This is a genomic window from Bosea sp. 685, from assembly GCF_031884435.1.
Lineage (GTDB): Bacteria > Pseudomonadota > Alphaproteobacteria > Rhizobiales > Beijerinckiaceae > Allobosea.
This window is the reverse complement of the sequence record NZ_CP134779.1, coordinates 3,295,516-3,317,166: the sequence shown is the minus strand read 5'-3', so window position 1 is coordinate 3,317,166 and position 21,651 is coordinate 3,295,516. Positions and strand designations below refer to the sequence as shown.

Sequence of the window (21,651 nt, the reverse complement as noted above, 5' to 3'; positions counted from 1 at the left end):
TCACGGCTGGCCTCCCGCCTTGCGAGCGCGAGGGCGCTTGAACCAATCCTCGAGCTGATGGCGCCAGTAGATGAATTGGAACGCGGCGCGGCCGTAGGTGCCGCCGGCGAAAGGCAGCCCGAACGGCGCGAAATGGCGATGGCGGTCGTCGCCCTCGGCAATGGCCGATGCGATCAACTCGCCCGCGAGCGTGGTGTTGACGAGGCCGAGCCCACCGAAGCAGGCGGCGGCCCAGAGGCCCTCCGCCAGAGGCCCGATGACAGGCATTCTGTGCCGGGCAATCGGCATCAGCCCAGACCAGGCGCTTTCGATCTCCAGATCGGCCAGTTGCGGATAGATTCGCGCAATGTCGCGCTTCAAAAGGTCGCGCAGTGTCCCGGGTGCATATTCGAAGGCATTGGCCCTGCCGCCCCAGAGCAGACGGCCATCGGGCAGCACGCGATAGTAATCCGTCGCGACACGCGTGTCGGACACCGCAAAGCCCGTGCGGATGGCGGCACGCAGCTGCTCGGATGCTGGCTTGGTGGCGACGACGAAGGATGCGACCGGCACCGTGGCGAGCCCCAGGCCGCTATGCAGCATTCCCAGATGCGCGCCACCGGCCAGCACGACATGGCGAGCCATGACCGAGCCTGACCGCGTGACGACCTTGCGCGCAGCGCCGGCGGCCTCGATCGCGACGACCTCCGACCCCTCGTGAAGTCGCGCGCCCGCTGCTGCAGCGGCATGCGCCATCCCGCGCGCCAGATTGAGGGGCTGGATCTGAAGGGAAGCCGGATTGAGGAAACCGTCGGCATAGGCATCCGTCGCCAGCAAAGCGCGGAGCTCCCTTGGCGGCAGATGGACAATGCCTGCCGCGAAATGCTCGTTCATCCAGCCGACATGCTCACGCAGCGTCTCGGGCTGCCAGGCGATGCGGCAGCGCAAGGCGCCGTGGCCTTGCAAGGTGTCGGGGCCGAGCGCTTCCGCGCGGCGGCTGACGACCGAGAGCGCTTCCGCGCTCAGGCGCCAGAGTGCCGCGGCGTCGGATAGCCCGCGCTGCGCGGCGAGATCCCGCATCGACAGCGGATAGCCAGCGCTGGCGAAGCCGCCATTGCGGCCCGACGCGCCCCAGCCCATGCGGTTGGCCTCAAGCAGCACGACCGATCGTCCACGCTCGGCAAGGCCCAGCGCCGTCGCCAGGCCGGCCAATCCCCCGCCGATCACGCAGGTCTCGGCCTCGCAGTCGCCGTCGAGGACGGGCCACTGGGCGTCATCGCTCCGGCTGGCGGCGTATTGCGTCTGCGGATAGGGCAGCAAGCTCAGTACCCTCCGCCGGAGATCAGACGGGCGGCGGCAACCGCCATGGGCGCGAATTTGGTCCGGACCTCGTTCTCGTCATGGTCGGCGAGGGCCATGGCGATGTGAACGGCGCCGCGCGGCCGGCCCTGCATGTCGACGACCGGCGCGGCGACCACGATCTCGCCCATCAGGGCTTCCTGTACGCAGACGGCGAAGCCGTCCTGCCTGGCCCGCGCGATCTGCGCCATCACAGCCTCGACATCGGTGATGGTATGCGGCGTCAGCGGCTTGCGCGGGCTGCGCTCGACCAGCGCGCGCGTCTCGTCCTCCGGCAGCAGCGACAGCATCGCCCGACCGCCCGAGGAGCAGAATGCCGGAATGCGGCGTCCGATCACCGTGGCGCCGAAGGCCTCGCGCTGGCTCTGGAGCCGGACGACATAGACGATATCGAAGCCGTCCAGCAGGCTCAGATCGACTCGCTTCTGGCAGAATTGCCTGAGATCGGCGAGATAAGGTGTCGCCAGCTCGACCAGCGGATCGGTGCGCAGATAGGCATGCGCCAGCCCGAGCACGCGCCGCGACAGTCTGAATCGCCGCGTCGCCGGGTTCTTTTCGAGATAGCCAAGGGCCTGCAGCGTGAAGGCGAAGCGCTGCGCGGCGCTCTTGTCGAGCCCTGTCTTCGCCGCGATCTCCGTCACCCCGACATCGCGCCGCTCGTTGCCGACTGCTTCAAGCACGGCAAAGCCGCGCTCGAGCGAGGTCACGAAAAGCGAATTCGCCTGCGCGGCGTTCTCGCTCCCAATGGAGACAGAAGGATCCTTGCTGACCGCCAATTTGCCCCTCACCGCGCTCAATCCGGGGAAAAGCTATGACGCAGCGCTATGGATTGCAATACAATTAAAAGTATCGTCTAGCGACACAATATCTTGACGGCGTGGATGCAAGATCGCTGCTGAGCTCGCCTGTCCACGATTGGAGGCGTCAATTCGGTGCCGTACCGACAGGGGAGGGCGCATCGGTGCGAGCTTTGCTGATCGGGCGCAGTGCGTTGTTCCAGCCGCTCAACGACGCTTGCCCGAAACCGGGCGCTGCCAATGTCGGCTGTGGGTCGCAAGCCCGGCCGTCGTCCGAGCCGGAAAGCGCACGGGCGGTGCGATCTTGATCCGACTGGAGAGATTATAGCGGTACTGCAAACGGGTCGGTGTTCGCAGTTTTTCCTGAACGGCGCGCCATTTCACAAACAGAGATTCGAACTGTTTCCGCTCAGCCCGCGCGACTGCTCAACATGTGGTCAGCCAGGCTGTAGCAGTGGCTCGCCTGGTAGGCGTTCCGACCCCGGTTCATATGCGTCAGGTTGAATGCCCGGATGGCCTGCAACGAACGGCGCGCCGCGAGGAATTTACCGATCGAGGAGAGGCCGCGGATCTTGATGCCAAAAATGTCCTCGCCGCGGGGGAAGATATAGCTGACGTCTTCGGGTGTCGTCACGCAGCGCTCAAGGAAAGCGTCATCCACCTGGCCGTGATCGAGCGAATGGTCGCTGGTGAAATCGGAAAGATGCACCAGAAATAGCCCGCGGATGCCCTCGCCATCCGCATAGAGCGAGAAAAGCTCCATCCAGCTCGCATTGACGCGAATGAGCGCCTTGCCCGGCGTCGACGGCAGACAGGAAACCGACCAGTAATGCCGCTCGGTCCGGCTCGGGATCGGGATGCAGTTGCGGCCGTATCGGCGGAGAATGTCCAGGACCTCTTCTGCCTGAGGCCGGCGCAGCAGTTTCTCGAACCGCGCGACGTATTTGAGACGCAGTTCCAGCGACTCCGAGCGCTCATCGGCGTCGCGCAGGGTCGTCTTGCCTTGCATCCAATCGCGCTGCTGCTCGAGATCCAGGAAACGGCGCAGATCGGTGGTGCTTGGGCGGCGAGGCGTGCTCACGTCAGATACCATGTCGGCCCAGTCGGTTCGGATGGGGTGTCAGCGGTTCGATCAGCCTCAGATAATCGAGTCAGGCCGCGTCCCGTTCGACGCCATTGCCGCCGGAGACAACGAGGCTCGTTGAAGCTCGATCGACCCAGGGCCACAACGGCTCGGCCTGCTTTGGACGAGCTCTTAGGCAATGAGCCGTTCGGTGTCGGAAGACAGATCTCCCAATTTGGATTCATCAATCTCAATGCCCAGTCCAAGTATATCCGAAACCGGATAAAAATTGCCCTTGATCAGCGGGCCGTCCTTTACGAACTGGTTTCGCGAGGGCGGATTAGCGTTCTCATACGATTCGAGAATGACAAAGTTCGTCAGGACCGCTGCCAATGTGACCGAAGCTGTGATTGCGATCGGCCCATGCGGATTGTGAGGCGTGACGCCTATCGAAATAGGTTTCGGCGGCTTGGCCAATCTTGATCGCTTCGGTCAGTCCGCCGACGCGGATGATCGACGGCTGCGGTCGGCGCCGGCTGTCGGCAAGGGCTGGCGTCAGCTCGCCTGCGTCCGCGAGCGCCCGAGGGTTGGAATGGCCGCGATCAGCTGGCGCGTGTAGTCGGCCTGCGGATCCTCGAACACGGTTCGCGCCGGGCCGGATTCCACCACCTTGCCGCGGTGCATGACCAGAATGCGATCCGAGATCAGCCTGACGAGATTCAAATCGTGGCTGACGAAGATGAAAGCGCAGCCGAGTTCGCGCCGGAGGTCCAGCAGCGTGCGGATCACATGGGCCTGGAGTGAAGCGTCGAGTGCCGAGGTGGGCTCATCGAGGATAATAAGCTTCGGCTTCAGCACAATGGCGCGGGCGATATCGACCCGAGCGCGTTGACCGCCGGAAAGCTGGTGAGGATAGCTCGTCAGCAGCCGTTCGGGCAGGCCCGCGAGGGTCGCGGCCTCGCCCACCAGCCGTGTCTCGGCCGCGCGCTCGTCGGGAGCACCTAGCCGACGCACCGGGTCGGCGATGGCGCGCCCCGCGCGGAAGCGCGGGTTGAGGCTCGCCAGCGGGTCCTGGAAAACCATCTGAAGATCGCGCCTGAGCGGGTTCCCCGCAAATGCTCGGCCCGACAGATGCGTGACGTCGTGGCCGTCGAAGAAGATCCGCCCTTCATTGTTGGTGATCAGTCGGGCGGCGATGCGCGATACGGTCGTCTTGCCCGAGCCGCTTTCGCCGACGATGCCGAGAATCTCCCCCGGGCGGACATCGAAGCTGACCTCGTCGACGGCCACGACAGGGCCGCCGGCCATGGGATAGAACTTGCTGACGCTGCGCAGTTCGAGGAGCGGGCGTTCGATCATGTGCGCGCTCCTTCGCCGGCTGTATCCGGGTCTTCCCATTCCATCGGCCGCAATTCGGATGCGTCGGTCTTGCCGTAGGGAAGGGCATCGAGCAGCGCCCGCGTATAGGGATGCTCGGGCGCGGTGAAGACACGCGTTGCTGGACCCTCCTCGACGATCCGGCCCGCATTCATCACCAGCGCCCGGTCGCAATATTCCGAGGCGAGCGCGAGGTCGTGCGTGATGAACAGCACTGCGACGCCCCGGCCCCGGCAGGTGCGGATCAACGTCTCCATCACGAGTTTCTGCGTGGTCACGTCCAGCGCGGAGGTCGGCTCGTCGGCAATGATCAGCTCGGGCTCGCAGGCCAGCGCGACCGCGATGCCGATGCGCTGGCACATGCCGCCCGACAGCTCGGACGGGAAGGCGCGCGCCCGCTCCTCCGGCAGCGCGATGCCGATCGCATCCATGATGCCGATCACCTTTGCGAGCGCCGCCTTGCGCGACAGGCCGGTCCGGTCATGGGCGCGCACGATGTCGACCAATGTGTCGCCGACCCGCCGGATCGGGTTCAGCGAGGCCTTGGCGTTCTGGAAGATCATCGCGATCCGGCCGCCGCGGACCGTGCGCATCCGTGCTTCAGACAATGCGAGCAGGTCTTCGCCGTCGAGCCGGATCGCACCTTGCGATATCCGCGCATTGGCTCCCAGGAGGCGCAGGATCGTCAGGCCCGTCACCGATTTTCCCGATCCGGACTGGCCCACCAGCGCGACGCATTCGCCGCGTGCGAGCGACAGGCTGACGCCGCGCAGCGCCGCGGTCAGGCCGTTCGCCCCCTCGAAGCCCAGATGCAGCGTATCGATCTCCAGCAAGGTCGCCATCAGCTGCGCCGCCTCGGATCCATGATGTCGCGGATGCCATCGCCGAGCAGCGAGAAGCAGAACACCGACAGCGCCAGCGCCGCCCCGGGGAAGACGACCACCCACCACTGGCCCGACACCATCATCGCCGAGCCTTCCTGGATCATGATGCCCCATTCCGGCGTCGGCGGCGTGACGCCGAGCCCGATGAAGGCGAGCCCGGCCGTGTTCAGGATCGCCCAGCCGAGATTGAGCGAAATCTGCACGATCACCGGGGGCAGGGCGTTGGGGATGAGAAAGCGGAACAGAATGCGTCCGAGCCCGTTGCCGTTGACCAGCGCCGCCTCGACATAGCCGGCGTCGCTGCGCTTGGCGATCTCGGCGCGCATCAGGCGGAAATAGAATGGCAGGTTGATGATCGCGGTCGCCAGGACGATGGCCTCGACCGAGTTGCCCAGGACCGCGACCAGCGCCATCGCGGCGACGAAGAGCGGAAACGCCATCATCACGTCGACGATGCGCGACAAAAGCTTGTCGGGCCAGCCGCCGACATAGCCGGCAAAAGCCCCGATGGCACTGCCGATGACCGCTGAGAGCGCCACGGCGACGGTCGCGATGGCGAAGTCGAGCTGGGCTGCGGTGACGACCCGGCTGAAGATGTCGCGGCCGAGATGGTCGGTGCCGAACCAGTAGGTCCCCGAGGGCGGCCGCAGCACGTCGCGCAGATTGGTGGCGAGCGGGTCGTGCGGCACCACATGGGGCCCGATCAGCGCGATGGCGAGCAGAATGACGATCAGCACGCCCGCTACGGTGGTGACGAAGTTCCGCCTGAGAACGAAGCGAATATCGGCAAGCAGCGCCATCGCCTCAGCCCTTCAGCTTGTAGCGCGGATCGATCGCCGCCGAGATGATGTCGATGACCAGCGTCATCAGCACAAACAGCACCGCGACGATCAGGACGAAGGCCTGGACCGGCGCATAGTCGATCGAGATCAGCGAGTTCACCGCATAGGCGCCGATGCCCGGCCAGGCGAACAGCTTCTCGATCATCACATTGGCCCCGAGCATCGTCGACAGGACCATCCCCATGGTCGCGAGCACCGGAAGCAGCGCATTGGGCAGCGCATAGCGCAGGATCACCCGCGAGCGCGACAATCCGAAGGCCCGGGCGGCCAGCACATAGTCGCTGTCCAGCGCGTCGATCATCGCGCCGCGCATCATCCGCAACAGGGGGGCGACCGCGAAGATCGCCATCGAGGTCGCAGGCAACAGCATCTTGGCCAGTGCGCTCCAGAACGCCTCGGCGTCTCCGGCGAAGAGTGAGTCGATCGTCGCGAAACCCGTGACCGGGTCGGGCGGGATGATCATGGCCGGCCAGCGGCCGATCGGCTCCGGCGCCAGACCCCAGCGGAAATAGAAGAAATAGATCAGCAGCAGGCCGAAGAAGAAGACCGGCATGGCCGCGGCAAAGGACGACAGCACCCGGCAGAGCTGATCGAACCAGGAGTTCCGGAAGATCGCCGCTGCGACGCCCAGCGGCAGCGAGACGACGATCGACAGGACGAAGGCCATGATCGCGAGCTCGATGGTCGCAGGCAGGCGGACCGCGAAATCCTTGAGAACCGGCTGGCCCGATTGCAGCGAGTAGCCGAAATTGCCGTGCGCGAGCTGGCCCAGATAGAGCAGGAACTGCTCGGCCAGAGACCGGTCGAGGCCGAGCTCGCGGCGGATCGCCTCGATCTCGACGCGGCTCGCCGTGGGGCTGGTCGCATATTGCACGGCCGGGTCGCCCGGCAGCGCGCGAATGAGCAGGAAGGTGACGACGAGCACGCCGAACAGCACCGGAAGCGCGCTCCAAATGCGGCCCAGTATGGCTCGGACGAGCGGATAGCGCATGGGTCGTCATCTCTTCCGGGCGATATGGCGAAGACCGACCGGCGGGCGTTTCCGCGCGCCGGTCGGCTGGGTTGCTTGCGTCACTTATCGAGGTGGCGCAGCTCGAGCGAGCGGTGGAACATGTAGGTGTAGCCTGAAGTCGCAGGCGAGATCACCGTGTCCTGGAAGGCCGACCACAGCGGGATCACCGGCACCTCGGTCCGTGCCAGCTGGATCATCCGGGTCACCAGAGCGTCGTATTTCGCCTGGTCGGTCTCCCAGCGCGCATCGGCGACGATCTGCACCATCTCGGGATTAGCATAGGAGCCGAAGTTCCAGCGCGTTGCGCCCTGGTAGAATATCCGGAAGAAGTAGTCCGGGCTGGCCAGCCAGGCGCCGGCATTGGCGATGAACAAAGGCAGCTTCTTCTCGGTCTGAAGCGTCCCCATCTGGCCGGCGGGCACCTTGTTGATCGTGACCTTGATACCGATCTTGCGCAGGGCCTCCTGCATCAGGATCGCGACCGGCTCGCCGACCGTCGTGTCGTCGGCGTCGATCGAGAACGTCGTCTCGAACCCGTTGGGGAAGCCCGCCTCGACCAGCAAGGCCTTGGCTTTGACGAGGTCCTGCGTATAGGGCAGAGGCGAGGGCCATTGCGTCGACGTGACGTCGGCGGGACCGCCGAACATCGGCGCACCGCGCTCGTACAACACGGCCTCGAACATGTCCTTGTAAGGCACCGACCATGCGATGGCCTGACGGACCTTGAGATTGTCGAAGGGCGCCATGCCGTTGTTCATTGCGATGTAGGTGACGGTTGCCGGATTGGCGATGCCGAGCACACGCACCTTGCCGGCGTCGAGCAGATCCTTGATATCGCGGCCCGGCAGGTCGCGTACCAGGTCGGCCTCGCCCCGCTCGGCTGCCAGACGCCGCGACGATCCCTGCGGAACGATCTGGTAGACGATGCGGTCGTCTGGCGTCCGGTCCCCGTTCTTCCAGTCTGCAAAGGGCTCGAGCACGAATTGCTGGCCTGGCTGGTAGGCTCCGAGCTTGAAGGGCCCGCCGCCGGCGATGTTGGTTTTCAGCCAGTCGGAGGCCCAGGGGTCGGTGGCCGTGGCGTTCTGCTTGGCGACCTTGGAATTGAAGATCGCTGGGAAGAGCAGCGCCAGATTAGGCAGGGTGAAGCGGTCGGCCTTGGGAACCTTGATCTCGATCGTCATGTCGTCGATGACCGTGAACTGGCCCGGATCGGTCATCGAGCCGGTCGCCATCTGGTTTTTTGCGGTCGTGACGTTGACCGCGCGGTCGAGAGACCATTTGACGTCGGCGGCTGTGACCGGCGTGCCGTCGTGGAATTTCGCATCCTTGCGCAGCTTGAAGGTGAAGGTCGTGCCGTCGGCCGAAATGGTCCAGCTTTCGGCCGCCTGGGGCACCAGCTTGTCATAGTCGTAGATGAAGGCGCCCTGCTGGCCAGGTCCGGCCAGCGGCTTCTGCCCGAAGGTGATCAGCCGGTCATAGACGTTCCAGGTGATGTTTGCCGAGGGTATGTTGTAGCCGGTCCCGGCGGGATCGAAGGTATTGGGAGCGCCTTCGGCCAGGACGCGGATGACCGCGCCCTTGCTCGCCGCCCGCGCCAGCCGCGGCTGGAAGGAAAGGCCGAAAGCCGCCGCGCCGCCTGCGATGAGGCCGCTACTTAGAAAGTCACGCCTGCGCATTTGTGTCATCCTTTCCCGTTCCCGTTTGTTATGGTCGTTTGGTATCGCTATTCCGCGGCGAGGCTCGACTCTGTCGCCTCGTCCGGGATGCCGTAGCCGCCGCCGCCGCAACTCGTCACCTCGACGAGGTCGCCCTTGCCGATGCGGATGTTCTGCTTGCCGCGCAACGCCGTCTCGCTGCCGTCTGCGCGCACGAGCCGCGCGCCGAAGACGGCGCCCGCCTCGCCGCCCGCGAGTCCATAGGGCGGCACGACGGCGCGTTCGAACATGGTGGTCACGGTGGTCTCGTCGCCGCTCATCTTGTAGCCGCGGACGATGCCGTCGCCGCCCTTGTGCCGCCCAGCGCCGCCCGAGCCGCGGCGGATCTTCTGATACGCGACGATGATCGGATATTCGGCCTCGATCACCTCGGCCGGCGTGTTCATTACATTGGCGAGGTGCACGCGGCTCGAGGCCATGCCGTGCCGGTCGATGCGCGCGCCTTCGCCGCCGGGATGGACCTCGTAGAGCGTGCTCCAGCCGAGATCCGTTCGGCTGCCGAAGATCACGAGCCCGGCGGTCGTCGGCCCGCCTGCGCTGAGCTTGGCCGCCGCAACCGGGATCAGCGCGTTGAAGATCGCGTCCGCCATCCGCTGGCAGGTTTCGTGATTGCCGCCGACCACGGGCCGGTCATAGGGGGCATCGGCGATCGACCCCTGGCGCGTGACGACGTCGAGCGGGCGGTAGCATCCGCCTGACGGCTGGATATCGGGGCCGTAGAGCGCCTTCATTACATAGAAGACGGCCGCGCCCGCGATGAATTTCGTGGTGTTGATCGGCCCGGACACCGCATCAGCGCAGGCGGAGAAGTCGAAGGTGGCCGTCGCGTCGCGGATCGTGACGGTAACGCGGATCGGCACGGGCGGGCCGTCATGGCCGTCATCGTCCATCCAGTCCTCGCCGGCATAGACGCCGTTGGGGATCGCGCCGATCGCCTCTGCCATCTGGCGCTCGGCGCGGTCGTGGATCGACGCGAAGGCGGTCCCGATCCAGGCGGCTCCATGTTTCGCCGCCAGCTCGTCGAGCCTGCGCGCGGCGACCATCGTGGCCGAGATCTGGGCGAGGATGTCGCCTTTGCGCTCCTGAGGGCCGCGCACATTGGCGAGAATGAGCGCGAGCTTTTCCTCATCCATCGCGTCGTCCGCGACGAGACGGGTCGGCGGGATCCGCAGCCCTTCGGCCCAGGCGTCGCGGGCGTCGGCAAAATAGCTGCCGGGCATGGCACCGCCGACATCGGCCCAATGGGCGAGGCTGACGGCGAAGGCGTAGAGGACACCGTCGCGGAAGACGGGGCGGATCAGCTTGACGTCGGGAAGGTGGTTGCCGCCGACCTCCGGCAGGTTGACGATCCAGACGTCCCCCGGCATGAGCCGCTCCGCAGGAACGCGGGCCAGGAACTCGCGCACCGTGAAGCTGAGCACACCGAGATGCACGGGCACGTCGGCGCCCTGCGCCACCAGGAAGCCCGCACTGTCGGTCAGTGCAGAGGAGTGGTCGCCGGCCTCGCGCAGGAGCGGCGAGCGGGCGGCGCGCATGACCACCATCGACATCTCCTCGGCGATGGCGGTCAGTGCATTGCGGATGACCTCGAGCGAGACGGGGTCGATCGCGGCTGGAGGGATGAGTGTCTTCGCGACCGTCACAGCGCCACCTCGATCGTCAGATGTCCCGCGGCATCGGCCGCGATACGGTCCGAGGGCGGAACGACGATTGTCGACCATTCGTCCTCGACGATCAGCGGCCCCTGGATCGTCTCGCCGGGAACCATGGAGGCGCGCGCCAGCACCGCGACGTCGAAGGTCTCGCCCGTTTCGAAGGTCACGCGGCGCCGGCCTGGTGGTGCGTCCTCTCCGGTGATGGGGGCATCCGCCGGGGCCTTGGACTCCGTCGGCGCGGATACCTCGATGCGAAGCGAGGAGAGCTCCCAGGGCTCGCCGGTCGCATAGCCATAGAGCGCGCGGTGCGCCGCATCGAACTGCTGGCCGAGCGTATCGGGCCTGTCCAGCGCCGGCGCGTCGATCTGCGTCTCGTAGCTCTGCCCGCTATAGCGGATGCCGGCGGTCATGGTGATGGCGAGCGTCGCGGCTCGATGCCCCGCTGCGATCAGCGCCGACGACAAATCCTCGACCTGTGCGGCCACAGTCCGGTCGAGCGCCGCCTGGTCCCAGTCGCCGGATTTCATGCCCAGCGTCATCTGGCGCGAATAGCTCATCACCGCCTCGACGCAGCCCAACGCCGAAAAGCCCGACGAGAAGGCCGGCACCACGATGCGGCCGATGCCGCAGAGCCGCGCGACTTCGACCGCATGCATCGGCCCTGCGCCGCCGAAGGCGATCATGTCGAACTGGCGCAAATCGAGCCCGCGCTCAACTGTCGCCCGGCGCAGCGCGCGGGCCATGTTGGCGTGCACGACCCGGGTGATGCCGGCTGCGGCCTCGGCCACGCTGAATTCCATCGCCTCGGCGAGCGGGCGGATGGCGCCTTCGGCCCGCTCCACCGACAGCGTGATCGAGCCGCCCAGCGTGCGCGCCGGGTTGAGGTTGCCAAGAACGGCATCGGCATCCGAGACGGTGGGTTGCGTGCCGCCCGTGCCGTAGCAGGCGGGGCCCGGCCGTGCGCCGGCGCTTTCGGGGCCGACGGTGAGGGCTCCCGAGATCAGCCGCGCGATCGATCCGCCGCCCGCGCCGATCGAATCCACGGCGACCATGGGCATGCGAATGCGCTGGCCGCCGAGATCGCGGTTGACCGCGATCTGCGCCCGCCCGTCGACGACCAGGCAGACATCGGTCGTCGTCCCGCCCATGTCGAAGGTGATGGCGTGAGAGATGCCGAGCTTTGCCGCGATCTCGCAAGAGGCTGCGACACCGGCCGCCGGACCCGACATGGCCAGCATCAGCGGCCGCTCGGCGATCAGCGCCGGCGCGGCCATGCCCGAGGCCGAGTGCATCAGGTGAAGCCGCGAGCCGTGGGGCTGCCGCTCGGCGATCAGGCCGAGATGGTGCTTGATCTTCGCCATCATCATGGCGTTCAGCACCGTGGTGTTCATCCGCTCGAATTCGCGGCATTCGGGGCTGACCTCATGCGATAGCGAGACATGCGGCAGGGCTTCGCGCAGGGCGACGCCGAGGCGGCGTTCATGCTCGGGATTGCGAAACGCATGCATCAGGCAGACCGCGACCGTGTCGACGCCGCTCGCCTTCACCTGTGAGACGACGCGGGCAATGTCGGCATCGCTGAGGGGCCGCACGATGCGGCCTTCATGGTCGAGCCGCTCATCGACCTCGAAGCGCAACTCGGCGGGCACCAGCGGCGCCGGCCGCGGCGGCATCTCCATCCTGTACAGATGCCGGCGAGAGCCTCGGGCGATCTCGATCGTGTCGGAAAACCCCGCGGTGGCGATCAGCGCACAAGGGCGCAGCCGCGTCTCGACGATGTCGTTGGTGACGATCGTCGTGCCGTGAACGATCTCCTCGACCTCCGGCCAGGTCAATCCGACCGCGGAGATCGCATCGACGATGGCCCTGACGGGTTCCTGCGGCTGGCTTGGCACTTTGGCCGAACGGCGCCGTCCCGCGGTCGCGGGCGGGGGCACCGCGATCACGTCGGTGAAGGTCCCGCCAATATCGATGCCCAGTCTCCAGCCTGCCACCGTCAGCTCTCCTGAAATTCCGTAAATCGGAAATAACTTCCGATTTCAGCAATATCTCGGCGAGCCTTGGTCATGTCAATTGCGAACTCCCGACAGCGTGGCGCGAGGCATGGATGCCCCTGCCGCGGCAGCCAGGACGTGCAGCGGGAGATCGTCGCCGGGATGACTCCAAATGCATGCGGGTCCTTCTCTGTCCGCCTGTCTCTGTCGTGCGGAGCGGGTACGGAGCGTTTTAGAATGCGAAAGATCGTTTTGCACAGCGGCGGTTCTGTCAAGCGAAGAGAGGGGTTGAAGATACGGCGTATGGAGAAAAAGTGTTTCACATGTTGAAGTGCTGTTGCAATAATAGTGCCGACTCTCCATCCTGCTTCGGATGCGGGCACTCCCGTGAGCCATAAGGAGCCGCCGATGATTCTCGACGCCGACCGCCTTTTGTCGCTGGCCGTTCCCGCCCGCTCATTTGCCTATGACGACCGCCAGACATTGCTCTACGCGCTGGCCTGCGCGGCCGACCCGGTCGCGGATCTGCCGTTCATCCTCGAGCGCGACCAGAAGGTCGTTCCGAGCTTCGCGCAGATCCTCGGTTTCTCCGACGACTGGCTCGAGGTGGCGCAGGTCCCGGTCGCACTCGTCGTGCATGGTGGCCTCGACATCCGCTTTGACGCTCCCTTCGCGCCGTCGGGATGCGCGGAGGTCGAGACGGCCATTGTCGGGCTCGGCGACAAGGGCGAGGGGCGCGGCGGAATCATCCATCAGCAGATGCGCATCTTCCAGAATGGCAGTCTGGTGGCGACCAGCCTGTCCAGCCTCTTCGTGCGCGGCGCCGGCGGCTTCGGCGGCAACCGGGGAGCCGAGCCCGAGACGATCACGGTTCCCGCCCGGCCGGCCGACGAGACCTTCGAGGTCGCGACCGCCGCCAATCAGTCGGCGCTGTTTCGCCTGCTGGGCGACCGCAACCTGCTGCATGTCGACCCGGAATTTGCCCGATCGGCTGGATTTCCTGCGCCGATCCTTCACGGCGCGGCGACCTTCGGCACTGCCTGCCTCGCGATTCTGAAACGTTGCGCCAGGGGCGAGCCCGAGCGTCTGTCCCGCTTCGCGGCGCGGTTCACCGGGCCGGTCTTTCCCGGTGAGACGCTGGTCTTCCAGCTCTGGCGCGAACCCGGACAGTTCTATTTTCGCGCTTTCGCGCAGGGGCGCGACAAGCCGGTTCTGGACGGCGGGCTCGCCGTCGTCTCCGGCGGCTGAACATAAAGGAGGGAATGACGGATATGAGCGACAGCGACTATTGGGCCCGCCAGCGGGTCATCGTCACGGCGGGCGCATCGGGGATCGGGCTGGAAATCGCCCGGGCCTTCCGGGACAAGGGGTCGGCGGTCTGGGTCTGCGACATCGTCGACGACATGCTCGCCGCAACCGAGAAGGAGGGGTTCGCTTCCCGTCGCTGCGACGTCTCCGATATCGACGCCGTGGATGCCTTCGTCGCCGAGGCGACGGCCGCGATGGGCGGGCTCGACATCCTCGTGAACAATGCCGGCATCGCCGGCCCGGCCGCGCCGCTGCACGAACTGGATGTAGCGGCCTGGAAAAGGACCTTCGACGTCAACGTCCATGGCCAGTTTTATGTGGCGCGCGCGGCGATCCCGCATCTGAAGATCGCCGCGGCCGCGCATGGCGGCGCGAGCATGGTCTGCATGGCCTCGGTCGCCGGCAAATACGCCTTCCCGCTGCGCGCGCCCTATGCGGCGTCGAAAGCGGCGGTGATCGCCATGGCGCGGTCGTTGTCGGTCGAGCTCGGGCCCGAACAGATCCGCGTCAACGCCATCGCGCCGGGCGTGGTGGCGGGCGACCGCATCCGCCGCGTCTTCACCGATCGCGCCGCGACCAAGGGCATCAGCTACGACGACATGGCCGCGCTCGCGCTCAAGGCGGTGTCGATGAAGACCATGGTCGAGCCCGACGAGATCGCCGCGCTCGTCATCTATCTGACCTCGAAGGCCGGGCGGCCGGTCTCGGGGCAGGTTCTCAGCATCTGCGGCGGTCTGGAATACACGGAGTGAGCCCAATGGCCGACAAGACGATCATCAGCTGCGCCGTCACCGGCGCCACCCACACCCCCACCATGTCGCCCTATCTGCCGGTGACGCCCGACGCCATCGTCGAGCAGGCCATCGGTGCGGCCCGCGCCGGCGCGGCGATCCTGCATTTGCACGCCCGCGATCCGCAGACGCAGCGTCCCACGGGCGACATCGCGATCTGGATGGACATCCTGCGCCGCATCAGCGCGCAGACCGATGCGGTCCTGAACATGACCACTGGCGGATCGACCTACATGACCATCGAGGAGCGGCTGTCGGCGCCGCTCGCCGCCTCGCCGGAGCTCTGCTCCTGCAATATGGGTTCGATGAATTTCGGCACCTACATGATGATCGAGAAGTATCGCGGCAAATGGGTCAATGACTGGGAGGAGGACTATCTGGAGGCCTCCCGCGGCGCGATCTTCCGCAACACCTTCGCCGACATCGAATCGATCATGACGCGCCTGGGCGATGGGGGCACGCGCTTCGAGTTCGAGTGCTACGACGTCGGCCATCTCTACAACCTCGCCCATATGCTCGATCGGGGGTTCGTGAAGCTGCCGATGTTCGTCCAGCTCATCATCGGTACGCTGGGCGGCATCGGCCCCGGCCCCGAGAACCTGATGTTCATGAAGGAAACCGCCGACCGCCTGTTCGGCAAGGACTATCGCTGGTCGGTGCTGGCCGGCGGACGCCATCAGATGAACATGGGCACGATGGCCGCCACGATGGGCGGCAATGTCCGCGTCGGCCTCGAAGACAGCCTCTATGCCGGGCGCGGACGCATGGCGCAGTCCAACGCCGAACAGGTGACGATGATCCGCGGCATCGTCGAGGGGCTGACGGTGGAGATCGCATCGCCCGATGAAGCGCGGGCGATGTTGGGGCTGAAGGGCCGCGAGAAGGTCGCTTTCCGCTAGAGCCGGATGATGTCAGATCAGATCACCAAGTGGTCCGATCTGACATCTGAATCCGTCTCTCATCAAAGAGTTAGAGCAGGATCGACGCGAAAAACCGGTTCCCACTTTTTAGCATCCTGCTCTACCTCCTTGTTTTATCGCATTGTCTTCGCGCGAACCGGCGTCCACTTCGCTCGAAAATGCTCTGGGATCAGCCGATGCCGCCGAGCGCCTTCGACAGGCGTTCGGCATGGGACCTGACCGCCGCGCGCATGACGTCCAGCCGTTCCGGCTCGCGGCGGCTCGTGGGCAACGAGATTCCGATCGTGCCCAGCAGGCTGCCGTCGACCCCGGTGACGGGGGCCGAAACACCGCTCACGCCGATGGCGAATTCGTCATAGGCCTCGGCGAAGCCCAGCGCCCGGGCGCGCTCGATCTCCGCCTTGAGCGCCGCCATCGTGGTGATCGTTCGATCGGTGAACTTCTGGAGCCGCTTCATCTGCGGCAGCAGGCGCTCCGCTTCGACCATCAGCATCGCCTTGCCGAGCGACGAGACATGCAGCGCCGATCGGCTGCCGAGCGGGGAGAGGGTCTGGACCGCCTGGGCGGATTCGCGCTTGTCGATGATCATGACCTCGAGGCCTTCGAGGACGGCCAGCACCGCAGTCTCCCCCGTCTCCTGTGTCAGCTCCTCGAGATGACGTTTGGCCCATGCCCTCAGATCGAAATTGCGGAAAGCCCGCACCCCGATCGCCCACATGCGCGTGGTCAGCATGTAGCGGCTGTCTTCGTCCTGCCGCACATAGCCGAGCTGCCCCATCTTCTCGAGCAGCCTGTAGGTGGTGGACTTGTTCATTTCCAGTTCGCGCGAAAGATCGGCGAGCCGGACCGGCAAGCCGTGCATCGAGAGCAATTCCAGAACCCTCAGGGCCTTTTCGACGGTGGTCGACACAGATATCTCCCGAAAAGGGCGCGGGCCTTCGCAGCAGACTCGCAGGCCGGCGGAATTTCCTTCTCCGATCGGTCCCGGAATTGCAACAAGACCACTGCGCCGGAGCAGGATGCGAGAAGGCGGGAGCCGGTCTTTCGCGAGAAGCCTGCTCCAGCGCTAGGCTCTACGAGCCCGCCTGTTCTTGCATCTCGACCGGGCCGCCGGCCTTCTTCCAGGCCGTGAAGCCGCCTTCGACATGCATCACCGGGGCAAGGCCCATATCCTGCGCCGTTTTCGTCGCAAGCGCCGAGCGCCATGCCGATGCGCAATAGAAGACGAAGGTCTTGTCCTCCTGGAAGATCGGCTTGGCGTAGGGCGATTCCGGGTCGATCCAGAATTCAAGCATGCCCCGCGTGCAGGAGAATGCAGCTGGAATTTTGCCCTCGCGCTTCAGCTCGCGCGGATCGCGCAGGTCGACGAAGACATGGTCGGGGCTGCCCAGAAGCGCGATCGCATCGCTCGCAGCGATCGTCGTGATCTCTGCAAGCGCCTCGTCCAGCAGGGCCTTGTACCCCTTGGATATTGTCGACGGCATCGTCGCCGCTCCTCTGCATCATCTGGGTCCATGCCGGCGCAGAGCCGGTCGGAAACGAGCATCACACTTCTTGACAGGGTCGTCAAAATACAAAATCATGGTTCACATAATAAAACATCGATCAGCGTCGTACACCGCCGGAGCGGGGCGGCTGCTGGTCGTCTTCTCCGGCAGAAACGAGGACCTTCCCGGATGAGCTTGGCCCTGACAGACGACCAGCGCATGATTTCCGAGGGGCTGCGCGCCTTCGTCGAAGCCGAGCTGCAGCCTCACGAGGCGCTGGTCGATAAGCTCGACGCGGTGCCCGACGAGCTGTTCGACGAGATCCGCAGGAAGGCCATCGCGGCCGGATGGTATGCGATCAACATGCCCGAGGAGCACGGCGGCGCTGGCCTCGGCGCCATGCAGCGCGCGGCGGCCGAGATCGAGTTTGGTCGCACTAGTCGGGCGCTATCGGTGATCTGCAACCGGCCGGCCCCAATCCTGAAAGCTTGCACGGGCGACCAGATCGAGACCTATCTGAAGCCGGTGATCACGGGCGAACGCTGGGAATGCTTCGCGCTGACCGAGCCGGGCGCCGGATCGGATGCGCGTGCGATCTCCACCCGCGCAACGCGCGACGGGGACGATTTCATCGTCAACGGCACCAAGCAGTTCATCACCATGGCGATGCGCGCCGACTTCATCATCACCTTCGCCGTGACTGGCATCGACGAGACGCCGAAGGGCCCCAGGAAGCGCATCACCTGCTTCCTGATCGACAAGGCCACGCCCGGCATCGAGGTCGTGCCGCTCGACGTCCTGTCGAACCGGGGGATGAAGAGCTGCATCATCTCGTTTAGCGACGTCCGGGTACCGGCGAAGAACATCCTCGGGGCCGAGGGAGACGGTTTCGGCATCGCCAAGGCCTGGATTTTCTCGGGCCGGGTGATGCTGGCGGCAAATTGCGTCGGGCTGGCGGAGCGGGCGATGGAGATCGCTGCCGGATATGCCAACACGCGCGAGGCCTTCGGCCAACCAATCGGGCGCTTTCAGGGAACGGCCTTCAAATTTGCCGACATGGCGATGGAAATCCATGCGGCGAAACTGATGGTGCTGGATGGTGCCACGAAAATGGACGCCGGTACCATCACCCAGCGCGAGGCTTCGCAGGTCAACCTCTTCGGGTCCGAGATGGTCGGCCGGGTCACCGACAACGCGCTCCAGGTCATGGGCGGCATGGGCGTGGCGCGGGAGATGCCGCTGGAACGCTTCTGGCGCGATGCGCGGGTCGAGCGGATCTGGGAAGGCACCTCGGAAATCCATCGCGATATCATCTCGAAGGATGTCCTGCGGGAGTTCGCGGCGTGAGCCCGGCCGGTCTCCACGACGATCGGATCAAGGTCGAGATCCGCGGGCCGGTGATGGAGATCACCTTCGATCATCTGCCGGCACACGCGGTGAACCAGAAGTTCAGCCGCGATCTCACCGCCGCGATCCAGCGGCTGGAGGATGATGCCGATCTGCGCTGCGCCATCGTCACCGCGACCGGCGAGCGGATCTTCTGCGCGGGCTGGGATCTGAAATCCGTCGCCAAGGGCGAGACCGGAGAGGATTTCGGCGCTTATGGCTTCATGGGGCTGCGCCGCAACGACCAGCGCAAGCCGGTGATCTGCGCGGTCAACGGCCTGGCGGTCGGCGGCGGCTTCGAATTCGCCCTGGGTGCGCAGATCGTGCTCTGCGCACCAGACAGCGAATTCGGCCTGCCCGAGCTGCAACGCGGCTTCATCCCGGAGGCCGGAGCGCTATGGCGCGCCCATCGCCGCCTGCCGCACAATATCGCCTCCGAGCTCCTGCTGACCGGGCGGCGGCTGACCGCGGAAGAAGGCCTCCGCCTGGGTTTCGTCAATCGCATCGTCCCGCGCGAGCAGCTGATGGACGCCGCCCGCGAGATCGCCGCGCGAATCTGCGCCTCGGCTCCGCTGGCGGTCGCCGCCTATCTGGAAGTGCTCGAACATGTCGAGGGCAAGAGCGACCGGCAGGCTTGGGAGACGCTTTATTCGGGCCTGCCGGCGCGCGGCCGGATGCGCGGTTCCGACGACTTCCACGAAGGCGCCCGCGCCTTCGCCGAGAAACGCGCCCCGGTCTGGAAAGGACGCTGAGATGGATTTCGAACTCTCCGACTCGCAGGCGCTGATGCGCGATCAGCTTCGCGCCTTCCTGACCAAGGAATGCCCGATCGAGTATGTCCGCGCCTGCGACGAGGAGGAGCGCTTCCCCTTCGAGCTTTACGACAAGCTTGCGAAGGAGGGCTGGCTCGGCCTGCCGATTCCAGAAGAATATGGCGGCATGGGCGGGAGCTGCACCGATCTGGCGGTGTTCCTTGAAGAGTTCGCGCGGCATTTCGAAAGCGGTGCCAACATCTTCTACACGACCGTCGTGATCGCCACCGACGCCATCACCCATTTCGGCACCGAAGAGCAGAAGCGTAACCTGTTACCGCGTCTGGCAAGGGGGGAGATCCGCTTCGCCTTTTCGCTGTCGGAGCCCAATTCCGGGTCGGATGCGGCGTCCCTGCGCACGCGGGCCGTGCTGACCGGCGACGAATGGGTCATCAACGGGCAGAAGATGTTCTGCTCCTGCGCACAGGAGGCGGATTACATCCTGCTGATGGCGCGGTCCGATGCCGAGGCGCCCAAGCACAAGGGCATCACCATGTTCCTGCTCGACCCGAAGACCCCGGGGGTCGAGATCAAAAAGCTGAAGAAGCTCGGCTTGAAGCCGATGGACCTGAACGAGATTTTCCTCACCGATGTGCGCCTGCCGAAGGACGCGATCATCGGGCAGGTCAACGACGGCTGGACGAACACGATCAAGACGCTCGACTATGAGCGCTGCTGCCTGTCGGCGGTGAATGTCGGCGCGGCGCAGTCCGTGCTCGAAAAATCCATCGCCTACAGCAACGAACGTGAACAGTTCGGCCAGAAGATCTCGAGCTTCCAGCTCACCCGCGCCAAGCTCGCGGACATGGATATGGAGATCGAGGCGGCGCGCCTGCTGCTCTACCGCTCGGCCAACCTCGTCGATCGCGGCATTCCCAACAACAAGCAGAGCGCGACGGCGAACCTCTATTCGTCCGAGACCTATGTCCGCGCCGCGCTGAACGGCATGCGGGTGATGGGCGGCTGGGGTTATCTGATGGAATACGACATGCAGCGTCACTACCGCGACGCGAAACTGGCCGAGATCGGCGGCGGCACTTCGGAGATCCTGCGCATCATCATCTCGCGCGAGCTGACGAGATGAGCGGCGTGGCGGACCGGATCGCGACCCGCGCGGTTCATGCCGGCCATGAGCCCGCCTCGCATCAGGGCGCGGCGGTCCCGCCGCTCTATGCGTCGGCGACCTTTGTTGCGCCCGATACCGCGACCCTTGAAGGGCTGAACGACGGCTCGGTCCGGGGTTATGTCTACAGCCGCATCCGCAACCCGACGGTGCTGGCCGCCGAGCAGCGGCTGGCTTCGCTCGAAGGCGCGGAATCGGCGGTGCTGTTCTCCTCCGGCATGGCGGCAGTCGCCGGAGCGCTGGCGCCGCTGCTGGCGGCGGGCGACGAACTGGTTGCGACGCCCGATCTTTACGGCGGCACGCTGCGCTATTTCACCGAGGTGCTGCCGCGGCAGGGCGTGAGCGTGCGCCTGGCGGCCTCGGGGGCGGCCGAGGACGTCGCTTCCTGCCTGTCGCCGGCCACGACGGTGATCTACACGGAGACGCCGACGAACCCTTTGCTGCGCATCGTCGATCTGGCGGCCATGGCCGGCCTCGCGCGCAAGCATGGAGCCAGGCTGGTGGTCGACGGCACGCTCGGTGGCCCGTTGAACCAGACCCCCCTGGCTCAGGGCGCCGATCTGGTGGTGCATTCGGCGTCGAAATATCTCAACGGCCATGGCGACATCATCGCCGGCGCGGTCGTCGGGTCCCGCGAATTGACGCGCAGGCTGCGGACGCTGCAGCAGGCCTCGGGCGCTATTCTCGATCCGCATCCGGCCTGGCTCCTGCTGCGCGGCATGGCGACCTATCCGTTGCGCATGGCCCAGCACAACAGGGGCGGCGAAGCGGTGGCGGCGTTCCTCGCCTCCCATCCAAAGGTGCTGCGGGTGCATTATCCCGGGCTGGCGAGCCATCCCGACCACGCGCTGGCCTGCCGCCAGATGACCGGCTTCGGCGGCCTGATGTCCTTCGAACTCGCCGATGGCGTCGCTGCGCGGACGGTGGTGGACTGCACGCGGCTGTTCGGCATCGGGGCCAGTCTGGGAGGCGTCGAGAGCCTGATCTCCCAGCCCGGTAACACCTCGCACCACTCCGTCCCGACCGAGCGCCGGCTCGCCATGGGGATTGCGCCGGGTCTCGTGCGGATTTCGGTCGGAATCGAGGATCCGCAGGATTTGATTGCCGATCTCGACCAGGCGCTGGCGGCAATTCCATGATGAGGCGC

20 protein-coding genes are annotated in these 21,651 nt (G+C 65.8%); 7 read left to right on the top strand and 13 right to left on the bottom strand.

Annotated features, from left to right (window positions below; translation table 11 throughout):
* From RMR04_RS16875 to RMR04_RS16825, 11 genes are all read right to left on the bottom strand, one after another.
* Positions 1–1,299 carry an NAD(P)/FAD-dependent oxidoreductase gene (locus RMR04_RS16875; protein ID WP_311909492.1) on the bottom strand — a complete coding sequence of 433 codons (1,299 nt, stop codon included), beginning with the start codon at positions 1,297–1,299 and terminating at the stop codon, positions 1–3.
* A 2-nt stretch (positions 1,300–1,301) separates the two neighbouring features.
* A complete protein-coding gene (locus RMR04_RS16870) occupies positions 1,302–2,126 on the bottom strand; it encodes an IclR family transcriptional regulator (RefSeq protein ID WP_311909491.1) in 825 nt (274 codons plus the stop codon).
* A 418-nt stretch (positions 2,127–2,544) separates the two neighbouring features.
* Positions 2,545–3,228 carry a hypothetical protein gene (locus tag RMR04_RS16865; RefSeq protein WP_311909490.1) on the bottom strand — a complete coding sequence of 228 codons (684 nt, stop codon included), beginning with the start codon at positions 3,226–3,228 and terminating at the stop codon, positions 2,545–2,547.
* Positions 3,229–3,390: 162 nt separating this feature from the next.
* On the bottom strand, positions 3,391–3,675 hold the full coding sequence (locus RMR04_RS16860; protein WP_311909489.1) for an enolase C-terminal domain-like protein: 285 nt from the start codon (positions 3,673–3,675) through the stop codon (positions 3,391–3,393).
* Between the two features lie 78 nt (positions 3,676–3,753).
* Positions 3,754–4,557, bottom strand: coding sequence for an ABC transporter ATP-binding protein (locus RMR04_RS16855; protein WP_311909488.1), 804 nt, complete (start codon positions 4,555–4,557; stop codon positions 3,754–3,756).
* Positions 4,554–5,417: an ABC transporter ATP-binding protein gene (locus tag RMR04_RS16850; protein WP_311909487.1), complete on the bottom strand. Its 864-nt coding sequence runs from the start codon at positions 5,415–5,417 to the stop codon at positions 4,554–4,556. The genes RMR04_RS16855 and RMR04_RS16850 overlap by 4 nt, the downstream gene beginning before the upstream one ends.
* Positions 5,417–6,259 (bottom strand): ABC transporter permease, encoded by an 843-nt coding sequence (locus RMR04_RS16845; RefSeq protein ID WP_311909486.1) that lies wholly within the window; start codon positions 6,257–6,259, stop codon positions 5,417–5,419. The genes RMR04_RS16850 and RMR04_RS16845 overlap by 1 nt, the downstream gene beginning before the upstream one ends.
* Before the next feature lie 4 nt (positions 6,260–6,263).
* Positions 6,264–7,292: an ABC transporter permease gene (locus tag RMR04_RS16840; protein ID WP_311909485.1), complete on the bottom strand. Its 1,029-nt coding sequence runs from the start codon at positions 7,290–7,292 to the stop codon at positions 6,264–6,266.
* Between the two features lie 80 nt (positions 7,293–7,372).
* The gene (locus tag RMR04_RS16835) at positions 7,373–8,989 is read right to left on the bottom strand and encodes an ABC transporter substrate-binding protein (protein ID WP_311909484.1); all 1,617 of its coding nucleotides are present in this window, start codon (positions 8,987–8,989) and stop codon (positions 7,373–7,375) included.
* A gap of 47 nt (positions 8,990–9,036) precedes the next feature.
* Positions 9,037–10,671: a hydantoinase B/oxoprolinase family protein gene (locus RMR04_RS16830; protein ID WP_311909483.1), complete on the bottom strand. Its 1,635-nt coding sequence runs from the start codon at positions 10,669–10,671 to the stop codon at positions 9,037–9,039.
* A complete protein-coding gene (locus tag RMR04_RS16825) occupies positions 10,668–12,677 on the bottom strand; it encodes a hydantoinase/oxoprolinase family protein (RefSeq protein WP_311909482.1) in 2,010 nt (669 codons plus the stop codon). The genes RMR04_RS16830 and RMR04_RS16825 overlap by 4 nt, the downstream gene beginning before the upstream one ends.
* A gap of 408 nt (positions 12,678–13,085) precedes the next feature.
* On the opposite strand from RMR04_RS16825, the gene RMR04_RS16820 reads away from it, so the two are divergent.
* Genes RMR04_RS16820 through RMR04_RS16810 form a run of 3 tightly spaced genes read left to right on the top strand, consistent with a single transcriptional unit; the run spans position 13,086 to position 15,675 of the window.
* The gene (locus RMR04_RS16820; RefSeq protein ID WP_311909481.1) at positions 13,086–13,925 is read left to right on the top strand and encodes a MaoC/PaaZ C-terminal domain-containing protein; all 840 of its coding nucleotides are present in this window, start codon (positions 13,086–13,088) and stop codon (positions 13,923–13,925) included.
* Positions 13,926–13,948: 23 nt separating this feature from the next.
* Positions 13,949–14,737, top strand: a complete 789-nt coding sequence (locus RMR04_RS16815; RefSeq protein WP_311909480.1) for an SDR family oxidoreductase — start codon at positions 13,949–13,951, stop codon at positions 14,735–14,737.
* A gap of 5 nt (positions 14,738–14,742) precedes the next feature.
* On the top strand, positions 14,743–15,675 hold the full coding sequence (locus tag RMR04_RS16810; protein ID WP_311909479.1) for a 3,5-dioxohexanoate:acetyl-CoA acetone transferase: 933 nt from the start codon (positions 14,743–14,745) through the stop codon (positions 15,673–15,675).
* A 190-nt stretch (positions 15,676–15,865) separates the two neighbouring features.
* Here the strand turns inward: RMR04_RS16810 and RMR04_RS16805 are convergent, their stop codons facing one another.
* Together RMR04_RS16805 and RMR04_RS16800 are read right to left on the bottom strand one after the other, a co-directional pair.
* Positions 15,866–16,606: an IclR family transcriptional regulator gene (locus RMR04_RS16805; protein ID WP_311909478.1), complete on the bottom strand. Its 741-nt coding sequence runs from the start codon at positions 16,604–16,606 to the stop codon at positions 15,866–15,868.
* A gap of 163 nt (positions 16,607–16,769) precedes the next feature.
* A complete protein-coding gene (locus RMR04_RS16800; protein ID WP_311909477.1) occupies positions 16,770–17,180 on the bottom strand; it encodes a rhodanese-like domain-containing protein in 411 nt (136 codons plus the stop codon).
* A 192-nt stretch (positions 17,181–17,372) separates the two neighbouring features.
* Between RMR04_RS16800 and RMR04_RS16795 the strand changes: the two genes are divergently transcribed.
* The 4 genes from RMR04_RS16795 to RMR04_RS16780 are packed head-to-tail and all read left to right on the top strand — an operon-like array spanning position 17,373 to position 21,643.
* Positions 17,373–18,530 carry an acyl-CoA dehydrogenase family protein gene (locus RMR04_RS16795; RefSeq protein ID WP_311909476.1) on the top strand — a complete coding sequence of 386 codons (1,158 nt, stop codon included), beginning with the start codon at positions 17,373–17,375 and terminating at the stop codon, positions 18,528–18,530.
* On the top strand, positions 18,527–19,321 hold the full coding sequence (locus RMR04_RS16790) for an enoyl-CoA hydratase-related protein (RefSeq protein ID WP_311909475.1): 795 nt from the start codon (positions 18,527–18,529) through the stop codon (positions 19,319–19,321). Before RMR04_RS16795 ends, RMR04_RS16790 begins: the two co-directional genes overlap by 4 nt.
* Before the next feature lies 1 nt (position 19,322).
* Positions 19,323–20,465: an acyl-CoA dehydrogenase family protein gene (locus tag RMR04_RS16785; protein ID WP_311909474.1), complete on the top strand. Its 1,143-nt coding sequence runs from the start codon at positions 19,323–19,325 to the stop codon at positions 20,463–20,465.
* A complete protein-coding gene (locus RMR04_RS16780) occupies positions 20,462–21,643 on the top strand; it encodes a trans-sulfuration enzyme family protein (protein ID WP_311909473.1) in 1,182 nt (393 codons plus the stop codon). Before RMR04_RS16785 ends, RMR04_RS16780 begins: the two co-directional genes overlap by 4 nt.
* Positions 21,644–21,651 lie beyond the last annotated feature (8 nt).

Bases quoted from the DNA above. Each gene is read 5' to 3' on its own strand.
- RMR04_RS16820 (WP_311909481.1), top strand. From the start codon at position 13,086: ATGATTCTCGACGCCGACCGCCTTTTGTCGCTGGCCGTTCCCGCCCGC.
- RMR04_RS16845 (WP_311909486.1), bottom strand. From the start codon at position 6,259: ATGGCGCTGCTTGCCGATATTCGCTTCGTTCTCAGGCGGAACTTCGTC.
- RMR04_RS16815 (WP_311909480.1), top strand. From the start codon at position 13,949: ATGAGCGACAGCGACTATTGGGCCCGCCAGCGGGTCATCGTCACGGCG.
- RMR04_RS16795 (WP_311909476.1), top strand. From the start codon at position 17,373: ATGAGCTTGGCCCTGACAGACGACCAGCGCATGATTTCCGAGGGGCTG.
- RMR04_RS16810 (WP_311909479.1), top strand. From the start codon at position 14,743: ATGGCCGACAAGACGATCATCAGCTGCGCCGTCACCGGCGCCACCCAC.
- RMR04_RS16800 (WP_311909477.1), bottom strand. From the start codon at position 17,180: ATGCCGTCGACAATATCCAAGGGGTACAAGGCCCTGCTGGACGAGGCG.
- RMR04_RS16850 (WP_311909487.1), bottom strand. From the start codon at position 5,417: ATGGCGACCTTGCTGGAGATCGATACGCTGCATCTGGGCTTCGAGGGG.
- RMR04_RS16785 (WP_311909474.1), top strand. From the start codon at position 19,323: ATGGATTTCGAACTCTCCGACTCGCAGGCGCTGATGCGCGATCAGCTT.
- RMR04_RS16780 (WP_311909473.1), top strand. From the start codon at position 20,462: ATGAGCGGCGTGGCGGACCGGATCGCGACCCGCGCGGTTCATGCCGGC.
- RMR04_RS16865 (WP_311909490.1), bottom strand. From the start codon at position 3,228: ATGGTATCTGACGTGAGCACGCCTCGCCGCCCAAGCACCACCGATCTG.
- RMR04_RS16855 (WP_311909488.1), bottom strand. From the start codon at position 4,557: ATGATCGAACGCCCGCTCCTCGAACTGCGCAGCGTCAGCAAGTTCTAT.
- RMR04_RS16835 (WP_311909484.1), bottom strand. From the start codon at position 8,989: ATGCGCAGGCGTGACTTTCTAAGTAGCGGCCTCATCGCAGGCGGCGCG.
- RMR04_RS16840 (WP_311909485.1), bottom strand. From the start codon at position 7,292: ATGCGCTATCCGCTCGTCCGAGCCATACTGGGCCGCATTTGGAGCGCG.